This is a genomic window from Paenibacillus sp. Y916 (genome assembly GCF_056786435.1).
Genome location: NZ_JBXCJA010000009.1, coordinates 68573 through 80524 on the forward strand (window position 1 = coordinate 68573; position 11952 = coordinate 80524).

Genomic DNA, 11952 nt, shown 5'->3' on the forward strand with positions numbered 1-11952 from the left:
CATGAATGAGAATAGTGGAGTTGTTAATCAACAAGTGCTAAAGTTGGCGGCTACATTAGTCAAAAGAGGGTTCCTATTGGAAGTCGAAGGAGATTGTATCATTCTGAGTGCCGGTAATGGACCTCAAATGGAATATATCTATGATCCAACATGATGGACTGTTTCTGAAGGTCATGAACATGACTTTGGGGAACAGTCCTATTTGTATTTGCTGAAGGGACGGTTATCGAGTTAGTGAGTTGACGTATATATCATTGGAGGGTTGCGGGAACCATCAATAAAAATAGTTATTGACTACAGTAAAATAATGAGGTATTTTTAAACAAACGTTTGATTAAAACAATTGTTTTAAAAATGAAGATTATGAAAAGAGGTAAGAAAAATGAAAAAAGCAATATTGGCATATGTTAAAAAGCCCCAAACAATTCTAGCCATCGTCGTAGCTTTGATGGCGCAAATTATTTTTTGTGCATTTTGGATGACGGCATATGATGGAGTACTAGAACGAACCAATCATTTGAAAATTGCCATCGTCAATGAAGATGGTGAGTTCGGTCAAACGATTGTACAGCAATTACAAGGAAAACTACCATTTGAAACGATAACGACGACCCAAGAAGATGCAATTCATGATCTGAAGCAACGAAATGTTCATTTAATCGTAACGATCCCCGATAATTTTGGAGAAAATCTACAAACGCCAGACACGAAAGCGAAAATCTCCTACACACTCAATGAATCTAACTCACAAGTAACAAAAGGTGCCATGCAAAGCGTTGTAACGACACTTACCAATGAATTAAATCACAATGCTGGACTCCAAGGAACGCAAATGGTACTGGAACAATTTAATTTGCCATCTGAGCAAGCATCACTAACGGCACAAGGCCTATTGAATAAGGTTGAATCTGATCTACAGTCGATCTATCCCGTAAATGGCATGCACAATCAAATGGTTCCTATGATGCTCGTATTGGCCTCCTATGTTGGCGCGATGTTGATGGCCATGAACATATATCAAGTATCATTGATGATCGGGTCTGAAATCTCGAAATGGCAGCATTTTATAGCTTGTGCACTACTTAACATTATTGGAGCCGTCATCGTATCGTTAGCTGGATCTTCTTTGATCTTGGCTCTGGGCGGGCAGATGGAAAGTGGATTTTCTTCCTTCTGGTTATTCCATTTCTTAACGATCTTAACGTTCATGTTCTTCGCCCAAATGTTCCCTCTCGTTCTTGGTATGGCAGGTATGTTGGCAAATATGGCAATGCTCTCCCTACAGCTCGTGACCTCCGGAACGATCGTACCAAGAGAGATGTTAAGTGACTTCTATCAATGGTCTAGCCAATTATTACCGGCGACATATGCGGTTGAAGGATTAATGAATTTAGGATTCGGCGGCATTAATACGCACAAGGATGTTTTGGCCCTTCTGATTACATTGTTATGTAGTGTCGGTGTTGGATTGATGGTAACGCTGCTTAGGAAACAAAAAGGTTCATCTGAGCTTGTCGAACACAATCTACTTGATTAAAATCAGTTTTAATCATATGTTTAAACAAAGGTTCCAGTTGAAGTAAAATTTTTCACCTAGGGTATGAACAGGAGTTGTTGAAACGAATGGAGCGAGATGTAAAAGTACGTATTTTACTTGCGGCTAAACAATTGTTCGCTGAGCAGGGATTCGAAGGAACGACGGTCAGACAGATATGTGAGAAAGCGAACGCCAATATATCTTTGGTCTCGTACCACTTTGGTGGGAAGGAAAAAGTATTGCAAAACATATTCGAAATGTTTTTCCCTGGAACAGAAGTAAACATAATGAAAGAAATGGATGAAGACCTTGATGATCCGTTAATAGCCATTCAATTTTTGGTGGATCAAATTATATCTTTCAGCTATGAAGATAAAGAATTAAGCTCCATTATCAATCAAGAGCTAGCGATGGAGTCACCACGTTCTAAGGCTATTCTCTCATATATACAACCTACGTGGTCCAAATTGGATGAAATCCTAATCAAAGGTAAGAAGGAAGGAGTATTTCATTTTGACTCATTAGAGCATACATCGCTTATTATTAAAGGGATATGTTTATCGTATAAAAAATATCACAAGCTAATGAGTGAGACGGATGCTGAGAATATAAAGGATTATAAATTGATGAAACAAACGGCAATACAGTTTGTTTTAACCGGTTTACAAGTAAATGATAAAGAAGTCTAATGATATTTCCCACTATAGTTAAAATTAGCGGTACGTATCATCCGGTAACGAGACGTAGACTAGTTAAGGCAGCTCATTTCTCTAACGAGGAACGAGCTGTTTTTATGTCAAGAATCAATGTATGAGAACGGCAACGGCCCCCAAAAAATACACTTGACATCTATAATAAGTAAGTTAAAATTATATTAACGTATTCGTTAAGTTAACTATATTGTATAATTATAAATTGCGTATAATTTTAGGTTTTGGAGGAATATAATGTTGATATTCAATGATCATGGCTTATTAGCTGCACAAGACTATCCTATGACATTAAATCAATTACGTACTTCTTTGCTTGTAGTAGGCCCTAAAGATGGATCTCCATGGGATACGAATAAAAGGATGACTTTAGTAAATAACTTGGAGGTATTGGTTAATCAACTTTGGAGAGTTGGTATAATGGACATTTTTATAGATGGTTCATTTGTCGAAGACAAAGCGAGCCCCGGTGATATTGATGGTTATTTTGTTGCAGACGTCAGAACTCTGCCCGACATTGTAAGGGAGCTTAACTCTATCGATCCTTATAAAATTTGGAGTTGGAAAGATCGTATTTATGACCGGAATTCTGCTAAGTCACAGTTACCAATGTGGCATCGATACAAAGTTGAACTATATCCGCATGTTGGCCAATCATCAGGAATTCTCGATGAGCATGGGTTAGAACAGATGTTTCCTGCGGCATTTAGAAAAACACGTGATTCATTTGAACCAAAGGGAATAGTAAGAATTATAAAGTAAAGGAGCTGAGAAAGATGATTAAAAACGAAACAGCTTACCAAAAAGCACAGGAAAAGTTGAGGCAAGATAAGGATTTTATTGCTGGTGAAAAGATACGCTTTAAAGAAATGGGACTAAATGATGAGCAGATTGATATGGCGATTGAACCATTAATATCATTTCACGAACAATTGAAGGAAGAAGTTGAGTATTATGAAAGAATAAAAAGAGGTTCATTTAATCCGATTCACAAATTTACGGATATAGGAAAAAGCCTCATTGCTTTTAGAATATATATCAATATGACGCAATCTGAATTAGCTAGAAAACTGGAAGTCTCGGAAGCACAGGTTTCCCGAGATGAGCGAAACGAGTATTATGGAGCTACTGCAGAGAAAATTGAAGTTGTGATGAACGCAATGGGAATGAAGGCAACGATAAGTATTGAGGTTGCTGTAGGATAATTCGAATTCTATTTAGAAAAAATTTAGCGATATGACCGTGGGGATTCCCCCACGGTTTATTTGTGTTACATCGGCTGTAACCTACCTCATGCTTTAATGGGTTTAGAAGTTAGATGAGGAGATGAAGTGGATATGAAAAAGAACAATATTGTTAATCAGCCAGCACAACGGTTAGCAGCTTCCTAGTGAAAAGAGGGTTTCTATTAGAAGTTGAAGGGGATCGTATCATTCTGAGCCCCGTAATGGCCACGGAAATTCTAACGATGATAGAAAGATTACCTGTGCAGTATGGAAGATCTTTTATCCCGAATCACTTTCATTCATGGAGAGCTTTTACGAAACGAAATCATGGTGTGCGATGGAATAGTCTATCTCTAGATCGTGGAATTGCAATCATTGTGAAATCGATCAGTGCTAGCGGAATTCTCGTTACTGGAGGCTGTGATGGACATAGACGGAATGTGCCTCAAGTGTATTTTGCCAGTGGTTGGTCTGCGGCGTGGTTTCACCTACTTCAACATCAATATTTGAAATTTACAGGTCTCCATTATGAATGGAATGTCGTTGTAGGTGACGATGCCAGCCCAAGGCTTCAAGCTGCATTAGGTGATCATCAGAAATGTACAATCCCTATGATCCACCACGGTTAAACAGAAGCCATGATCAACCTATAGAAGACTGGGCAATGCTCAATACATCTCAAAAATTTAAAGGGTACTCTAAATTAGCGTTAGCTTATAAAAGACAAAGTGTGGATGTAGCGAACAAAGCACACTCTCCCAAGAGGGTAGGAAGCTACTAAGCATAGCGGAATTTCAGAGAATGAAGCAGAATAGTGCTACTTTTATACTGGATTGTACAGACTATGGTGAGAAGGTTATTTTATACTCAGGAGATAAGATATGTATTTCAGGGTGTAAGGAGGAAATTCTAAGCAAACTTCTCAGTTCTGAACAATCATGGAGTCAACAAGAATTGCAAGACAAGTTAGAGTGGAGTGGACAGAAGGTTCGTACCTACATCAATCGATTAAGAGAATTCCTGAAGAATGAAAGCTTCATTCAAGAAGAGCTTATTGTTACAGATGGAGGGTATAAATGGAACTATTCGGATTACTGTTTTGTTTGCGGTCGGGATGATCTGGAGTATGTGATGTAGTGTAGATTTATGTCGAACCCATCATTTATAGTTAAATAAGGAAAGGTTGAGGTGAAGATATGTTTATTCAATGTACTAAGAAATTATCTGATGCTATGAAAATAAAAACAAATGATATTACGCCGATCAAGCGTGAGCCGTTCTATGATTGGCATGCCAATCTATTCATGTTCGATAGACGAAAAGGCGTTATTCTAATGAATAATCAAACTCGATACTGCATTGTGCTATACGGATTAAAAGCTGAGCATTTCAAAAAGTTTGAAAGCATAGTTCTGAACGCGATACAAGAAACATTCCTTGCGGAAGGTTTCTCGGAGAATCAAGTAAATGCCTATATGGCTAACTGTGGAGAAGTTATTTATACAAAGACACATGACAGAAGTATTCTAGGTCAAATCAATGACTTCCATATCCATATATCTTGGCAGATTGAAGAGTACATACCAAGCGATCATCTGAATTTAGTGGAACTTAATAAATGGGTTGGAAAATTAATGTCCGGTACACTTGGCTATGCATATCCTATTGAATTATTGAAGAAGGAAATGAGTAAGATAGAGGGCTAACTAGTGTTAAAGAAGCCATGTATGAACCTATTGGAATGTGGTTACCCCAGCACCTGATCACAAAGGGAACTTCCCAATACGTGCAAGGCGTGGAGCTACCGCTTGATTACAACAATGCTGTTCCTGATGGATACGATCTTATTGAGAAATTCGATCCGACGATTTATGGATACCAATGGGCATCTGAAGTAGCGCCGAGATTTCAACTTGCTCCAATGGGGTATAGAGGGTATATTGAGGCTCGACCTGTTGTTGCAGTGAATTAACTTGAGTGATGTGAGTGTTCTACTTGTATGTAATAACTTGTTATTGTAACGGTATAGGTAAACAGATGTGAATTTTGAGGGGTATATTTGTTGTGAGAAAAGAGATGAGTGATTTCGCAGGGGTGCTATAATAGGGTAAGACTATTATAGCAAAGAGGTGCAAGATATTGCAGAAGAAGAAAATGTACTACGCAGGACTTGTGATGGTTTCGGCCATATGGGGACTGAATTTTGGGTTCTCACGGCTGGCAATGGATGTCTTTGATCCGGTGCTTTTGGCATTTCTAAGGTTTTCGTTGGCTGTTCCATTCTTTTTCATATTGCTTAAATGGAAGGAGAAGAGTGTTGGATTACCGCTTGGTGTGTTGATTAAATTAATGGGTATCGGTCTAATCGGTATAACGCTGCTTGAGATTATGGTGCTATACTCCATTCAGTATACGACGTTGGCTAATGCCTCCCTGCTCAATGTAGCACCGTGGCCAATATTCGCAGCGTTATTCGCCCCATTCATTACGAAGGAGAAGGTGACAGCTCGACTTCTGATAGGGGGCGCTATTGCTATGGTTGGGGTTTATTTCATCATCAGTGGTGGTTCAGGGTTTGAATGGTCATCTAGGCATATGGTCGGAAATCTTATGGCGCTGGGCGTCAGCTTAATTGGAGCTCTATTCAATCTGTTATGTATGCCACTGATGAGAACGTATTCAGCTTTGCGTATAAGCACCTGGTATATTTTTTTTGGCACGCTATTCTTATTCCCACTCACCTTATCATCCTGGGGTAAAGTTGCATGGGCGAATTTAGGCGCTACCGAATATTTGGTAGTCGGTTACAACGTCATCTTCTGTACTGTTATTGCCTTTGTCGTATGGAACGCCTGTATGTACCAGGTAGGAACGGCTCGCTCTAACTTTTTTCGCTATATAGTGTCAGCCGTTGCTGTTCTGATGGGATATATGTTCTTTAAGGAAAGTGTGGATATGTGGCAGATCGTTGGGGCGGTATTTATGGTTGCTGGATTGATATGGATTACATTCGAACGCACTCCAAATGCTGTACAACTCTAGCTACTCTGAGAACCGTATAACGATGATGATTTTATGGATGAAATGCCGAGAATTCAACTTGTTTCACCGACCAATAGAGGGGGGACTTAACATGATAAGATATCCGTTTTTAAAAGAAGGAGCAACAATAGGTGTAACAGCACCCTCGTCGGGCGTACAAGTGGAATTACATGATTTGCTTAAACTTTCCTGTAGTCGTATGAAGATGAAGGGATTCAACGTTATTTGTGGAGAAACGGTATGGACTCAACATAAAGCAAAGTCAGCGCTAGCCCAATTACGTGCTACTGAATTCAATGACATGATGCGTAATGATAACATCGATATGATTATTCCTCCTTGGGGTGGAGAATTATTAATAGAGATTCTTGAATATATTGATTTTGAAAATTGTAAGAGTAAGTGGATATTAGGTTATTCAGATATAAGCGTATTGTTGTTAGCCATCACTTTGAAAACAGGTATAGCCACTGCTCATGGGACGAACCTCATTGATTTAAGAGGAGAATATACGGATGAGACCACAGCGATGTGGCAATCTGTCTTGTCAACTAAAACCGGTGAATCCATCCTCCAGCATTCTTCATTTAACTATCAGAAGGAATGGAACGCTGCCCCTTCACCTAATGTCTTTCACTTAACGGAACAAACTAGTTGGAAAGTGATTACAAATACGAATGTGAAAATACAAGGCCGTCTACTCGGTGGATGTATTGATGTGATAAGACATTTGATTGGCACCCCGTTTGGTGATGTGCAACATTTTCAGAATAGCTATATAAATAATGAACCTATCTTATGGTATTTAGAGAATTGTGAGATGAACACAGTAGATTTACGCAGGTCATTAGTTCAAATGAAATTAGCAGGATGGTTCGATCATTGTACAGGTCTTATGTTTGGTAGAAGTTATGCCAATCAACCTGTCGACAACTATACAGTAGAGGATATTTACACAGAACTTTCCGAGGAATTACAGATACCCATCATCTTCGATATTGATTGCGGTCATGTTCCACCACAAATGACCTTCATAAATGGAGCGTATGCTGAATTAGAAGTAGAAGATGGTAAAGGGTCAGTAAAGCAGTATTTTAATCCATAACTATAAAAATCATTGCTTGAATAAACCGAGGAATCCGTTATAAGGATACTTGGTTTATTGGTGTTACACATAATAATGATAAGGAGAAAATCATTGACAAATTCATACACTGACGATAAAATAACATTGTTATATAACGATGTTATTTTATATTTTGAGGAGAAAACAATGGCACCCAAAGAGAAAATATCAAAAGCGCAGATTATCGAAGTTGCTTTTATGATGACAAGAGAAATAGGCTTTGAGCATATGACAACAAGAAAATTAGCAGAACGGCTTGGATGTTCTACCCAACCGATCTTTCGGTTGTATGACAACATGGGGGAATTAAAGAAGGATGTCCACGTAGCCACGATCCAGTTTTTTGAGTCCTATTTGAAAGAGCATATGCGGGAAAATACGCCTATATTTTTAAATATGGGATTAGCATATGTGGGATTAGCACAGAACGAGAAGAATCTTTTTAAGATGCTTACGATGTCAGATAACTATGAGACAACAAGCTTATTGAATTTATTCACAAATGAGAATCAGATGTATGTGATTGGAGATGTTGCGGACGAACAGAAACGAAGTAAAGACAACGTTGCAAAGGTACAGAACTTAAGTGAGGAAAGAGTACAGGAAATCTTTATGATGACATGGATGTTTACGCATGGTATTGCATCGATGGTAGCGAGTAATCAAGTGTCCTATACGGAAGAAGAGTTAAGGAAGATCATTATTAAGGCATATAAGTCATTTGCATCCTTTGATGAGGAATAGCGAAGATATACTAAGAAGCAGACGTACTGTCCGCTACAAGGGAGGTCTTGAGAAATGAAAGTGTTTAAGAGTGAGAAGGCGAAAGCGAAGGTGCTGGATACATACGATAGGTTGCTTACGATGTGGGACGTAGAAGTATATGAAAAAGATATTGAAACGACATATGGAAGTACACATATCATTGAATGTGGAAATACGAACAAGCCACCTTTAGTGTTGTTTCATGGAGTTGGTGATAATTCTGCACTCATGTGGGTATATAATGCCAAAGAGCTTGCTCAGGAATTCCATATTTATGCGGTAGACACGATGGGTGGACCTGGGAAAAGTCGCCCTAACGCAAATTATAATAAGACATTCAATCAAACGAAATGGATTGATGAACTGTTAGATGCATTAGAGCTACCCCAAGCCTATATGGCAGGGGTCTCAAATGGTGGATATTTGGTTCAACGTTATAGTATGGAAAGGTCAGATAGGGTCATAAAAGCAATCTGTATGGCAAGTTCCATCTTTGATGCAACCAGTGGTAATCCGATGAAAACGATGATGAAAGTGTTCCTTCCTGAAGCCATCTTTCCAACGAAGAAGAATGTAGTCAAGCTTATATTAAAACTTACAGGCAAGAACAGTGCAACGTTTACGGAAGTGGATCTAATCATGGAGCATTATATGTGGCTTCTTAAAGGATTCCGTACAATGTCAATGGCTTATCATAAGATTGAAACGTTTAGCGATGAACAAATAGGATTGCTTAGAGGGAAATGCCTCTTTATCTGTGGTGAAGCAGATCCAATGGGAGATCCACAAAAAGTTAAGGGGAAATTCGAGAAATACGGTGTACAGTACCGGATGTTCAGCGATGCAGGACATGGAATTAACCATGAAATTTCGACAGAAGTTAACCAAGTTATGTTGGATTATATGGGGAATGATTATCATAAGGGGTTATGAGTATTTCGATGAAATGATAGATTTGCCACAGAGAGCAGATGATTGAAGTATCAAACCATACACGATATGCATACTGGATTGATAGGAATAATGGAAGAGGGCTGCCCCAAGTTTGGGGCAGCCTCTTTGGTTTCGCTCATGTACAGTTAGCTCGATATACCGACGACACTAAGCAGTGATTCTGTTAAGTGTATAGCTAAATAAGAAAAGGTTGTTCAGGATGGAACAGCAGACTTCTCCGACTATAATTGCACCTAACATCTTTGAAGAACAACATCAAGTTATGAAAAGTTAGGGTTTCATTATTCTTATTTGAAAGATGAATATAAAAGGACAATCGTGCTTAAACAAATCTACCTGCAACTTCATGGATCTTATCTCGAAGCTCGCTAATATCGGATACATTTGATAATGGAATCGTTGTTTTCTCTTCATCATTAAATTGTATATATTTATTGCTGCTATTAAATCCTAAACGGCAGACCCATTTGCGAATACTGTTATCGATTAGTATGTTGAAATAACTCAAATTATCGCGATAACTTAGTCTTTCAGAATCAATAATATCTTTGAGTAGAATTTTAATGGTTACGTAGCCCTCAATTTCTTCTTCAGTAGTCACAATCTCCGCTTCAGAGAGTATTTCTTTAGAAATAGCAACTTCACTTTCTGCCTCGATAGTTGTACTTTCATTATTATTTAAGGCTGCTTTGATTTTGTCATTCATCATATCATTAACGAATTCTTTGAGGGACTTTTTTACGATGAGATTAAACTTTTCGATAACCTGTTTTGTTTTTTTGCCAGCATACACATCAGATAGAATAAAGGATACAAATTCATCAGAAGGGTTATCCCACTGAGCTTTGAGGCAATTTTTAATTTCATTCGTATATTTAAGCTCTGAGGCGGTTGTAATGATGTCCTCAATGTTGAAATTTTCTTTTCTGAATTTATATAGTTCACTTAATTGGTTATCTCGTATATCTAATAGATTAAACTCGAAAAACGGGACAGTGTCCATTTTGTTCTGTTCTTCTAAATCTGTGTAGAAACGATAAGTTAATCCGTTCGTAAGTATAGCGAATTTGGCCTTTGTAGTTCCAAAATATCTGAATAATTGTGAGTCATGCTTCGTCAACTTCTCTTGAATAGACTTTGCTTCTACTAGGATGATAGGTTCGCCACTTTTCAAAATGGCATAATCGACCTTTTCTCCCTTTTTGATGCCTACATCTGCGGTGAATTCAGGTAGAAATTCTTCAGGATTAAAGACATCGTAATTTAAGAGTTGAAAAAACGGCATAATAACAGACGTCTTAGTAGCTTCTTCAGTTAATATACTATCTTTTAATTTTTGTACTCTTTTTGCAAAAGTCTTTACTTGTTCCGGAAAATTCTCCAAATTGGACACCCCTTTTGTAATATTTACCTATACCAACATACTACCATAATAGGTCTTAAGTAGGTGGTTTATTATTATATCGTGACATAATAACAAAAGTTGTAGTTCAATAGCGTATTTGTGATGGGTTGCAGTACTATGTTCATAGAGGTAATTCGACCTATATGTCGAATCATGACTAAGAGACAGATCACTCTACATAAATGAGGTAACTACATGAAACAAGGACTCTATGAGCAAATCATTAGTAATATAACGTCGCACTAGCCATCTGCCTTGGACCCGGACTATGAGATTGGCAGAGAAATTCTGAAGCAGAGCCAAGATACATTCCGTTATATTCTAAAAGACTTGAACTTCGGCGATCTACATGTAGGCCAGCATCAAGCGGAGTCTGTGGATCATTTGTTCATTAGTATTCAAAGTTTTAACTCAATGAAGCTAACGGAGAAGACAACGAGCGATTTCTATGAATTCATCATCGTCGATGAATTTACCATGCCGCAGCGCCTTCCTACCAGAAGCTTTTATCCTACTGGGATTGACAGCAACACCGGAACGGATGAAGACATTCTAGCTTACTTCGACCATGCGATAGCGTAAGGAATCGGCTATAGAATATAATGTATAAGTCGGATTTATATTATTAAAAACGTTAAAGTGAATACATAATTTGAAAATGAAAACGAGGCGAGGTTGCACTATGTCAAGATATTTAACACAATTTAATGATGATGTAATAAGAAAGGTTATATATGCTTATCTCTATGAAGGTAGGTCTCATCGTCAAATACAAAAAGAGATATTGCATCTTCCTGCACCAGCCAGAGGTGGTGGATTTGTTGCAATGGATATACTCCATTATTTTGGTATTGATGGAGGTAAGAAAGGAGTCTTGAAGACAAGAACAATTCAAGATGAAATGAAGACTTCAGACGAGTCATATACGAATGCACTTAAGAAAATTATGTGAATAGTACTCATAATTCTCATTTGGAAGGTATAGTTCTATGGGGAAACAAATACAGACCATCTTGGTCCGGTTAGGAACCACAACTTTGATTCATCACATCGATCGTCAGATAAAACGATTGTCATCTTCGATGAAACAGCTGTGTACAAAATCGAACGGGTGCGCAAACTTGCGAATATCCTGTCCATCCACTAAATGGTGCATTTTAGATTGTTAACTTTGCGATAATACCATA

General features: G+C 38.1%; 15 protein-coding genes and 1 pseudogene. 15 read left to right on the forward strand and 1 reads right to left on the reverse strand.

Annotated features, from left to right (window positions below; genetic code table 11):
* Nucleotide 1 precedes the first annotated feature (1 nt).
* The 13 genes from AC1TO9_RS17835 (at nt 2) to AC1TO9_RS17895 (ending at nt 9339) form a co-directional block, all read left to right on the forward strand.
* Nucleotides 2–154, forward strand: a complete 153-nt coding sequence (locus tag AC1TO9_RS17835) for a hypothetical protein (protein WP_482060034.1) — start codon at nt 2–4, stop codon at nt 152–154.
* A gap of 228 nt (nt 155–382) precedes the next feature.
* Nucleotides 383–1537 (forward strand): YhgE/Pip domain-containing protein, encoded by a 1155-nt coding sequence (locus AC1TO9_RS17840; RefSeq protein WP_482060035.1) that lies wholly within the window; start codon nt 383–385, stop codon nt 1535–1537.
* Between the two features lie 86 nt (nt 1538–1623).
* Nucleotides 1624–2226 (forward strand): TetR/AcrR family transcriptional regulator, encoded by a 603-nt coding sequence (locus AC1TO9_RS17845; RefSeq protein WP_482060036.1) that lies wholly within the window; start codon nt 1624–1626, stop codon nt 2224–2226.
* A gap of 258 nt (nt 2227–2484) precedes the next feature.
* The gene (locus AC1TO9_RS17850; RefSeq protein WP_482060037.1) at nt 2485–3009 is read left to right on the forward strand and encodes a DUF6932 family protein; all 525 of its coding nucleotides are present in this window, start codon (nt 2485–2487) and stop codon (nt 3007–3009) included.
* Between the two features lie 14 nt (nt 3010–3023).
* On the forward strand, nt 3024–3452 hold the full coding sequence (locus AC1TO9_RS17855) for a transcriptional regulator (RefSeq protein ID WP_482060038.1): 429 nt from the start codon (nt 3024–3026) through the stop codon (nt 3450–3452).
* A 185-nt stretch (nt 3453–3637) separates the two neighbouring features.
* Nucleotides 3638–4102, forward strand: a complete 465-nt coding sequence (locus tag AC1TO9_RS17860) for a hypothetical protein (RefSeq protein WP_482060039.1) — start codon at nt 3638–3640, stop codon at nt 4100–4102.
* Nucleotides 4103–4274: 172 nt separating this feature from the next.
* Nucleotides 4275–4610, forward strand: a complete 336-nt coding sequence (locus AC1TO9_RS17865) for a hypothetical protein (RefSeq protein WP_482060040.1) — start codon at nt 4275–4277, stop codon at nt 4608–4610.
* A gap of 59 nt (nt 4611–4669) precedes the next feature.
* Nucleotides 4670–5179 (forward strand): DUF6933 domain-containing protein, encoded by a 510-nt coding sequence (locus AC1TO9_RS17870; RefSeq protein ID WP_482060041.1) that lies wholly within the window; start codon nt 4670–4672, stop codon nt 5177–5179.
* 17 nt (nt 5180–5196) lie between these two features.
* The gene (locus AC1TO9_RS17875; RefSeq protein ID WP_482060042.1) at nt 5197–5445 is read left to right on the forward strand and encodes a hypothetical protein; all 249 of its coding nucleotides are present in this window, start codon (nt 5197–5199) and stop codon (nt 5443–5445) included.
* A gap of 167 nt (nt 5446–5612) precedes the next feature.
* Nucleotides 5613–6515: a DMT family transporter gene (locus tag AC1TO9_RS17880; protein ID WP_482060043.1), complete on the forward strand. Its 903-nt coding sequence runs from the start codon at nt 5613–5615 to the stop codon at nt 6513–6515.
* A gap of 91 nt (nt 6516–6606) precedes the next feature.
* Nucleotides 6607–7620 carry a S66 family peptidase gene (locus tag AC1TO9_RS17885; RefSeq protein WP_482060044.1) on the forward strand — a complete coding sequence of 338 codons (1014 nt, stop codon included), beginning with the start codon at nt 6607–6609 and terminating at the stop codon, nt 7618–7620.
* A gap of 93 nt (nt 7621–7713) precedes the next feature.
* Nucleotides 7714–8385, forward strand: coding sequence for a TetR/AcrR family transcriptional regulator (locus AC1TO9_RS17890; protein WP_482060045.1), 672 nt, complete (start codon nt 7714–7716; stop codon nt 8383–8385).
* Nucleotides 8386–8439: 54 nt separating this feature from the next.
* Nucleotides 8440–9339: an alpha/beta fold hydrolase gene (locus AC1TO9_RS17895; RefSeq protein WP_482060046.1), complete on the forward strand. Its 900-nt coding sequence runs from the start codon at nt 8440–8442 to the stop codon at nt 9337–9339.
* Between the two features lie 343 nt (nt 9340–9682).
* On the opposite strand, the gene AC1TO9_RS17900 is transcribed toward AC1TO9_RS17895, so the two are convergent.
* Complete coding sequence (locus tag AC1TO9_RS17900; RefSeq protein ID WP_482060047.1) at nt 9683–10744, reverse strand: type I restriction endonuclease; 1062 nt, start codon at nt 10742–10744, stop codon at nt 9683–9685.
* 303 nt (nt 10745–11047) lie between these two features.
* Here AC1TO9_RS17900 and AC1TO9_RS17905 point away from each other — a divergent pair.
* Together AC1TO9_RS17905 and AC1TO9_RS17910 are read left to right on the forward strand one after the other, a co-directional pair.
* Nucleotides 11048–11344: pseudogene (locus tag AC1TO9_RS17905) on the forward strand (DEAD/DEAH box helicase family protein); the annotation flags it as partial.
* Between the two features lie 103 nt (nt 11345–11447).
* On the forward strand, nt 11448–11717 hold the full coding sequence (locus AC1TO9_RS17910; RefSeq protein ID WP_482060048.1) for a hypothetical protein: 270 nt from the start codon (nt 11448–11450) through the stop codon (nt 11715–11717).
* Nucleotides 11718–11952 lie beyond the last annotated feature (235 nt).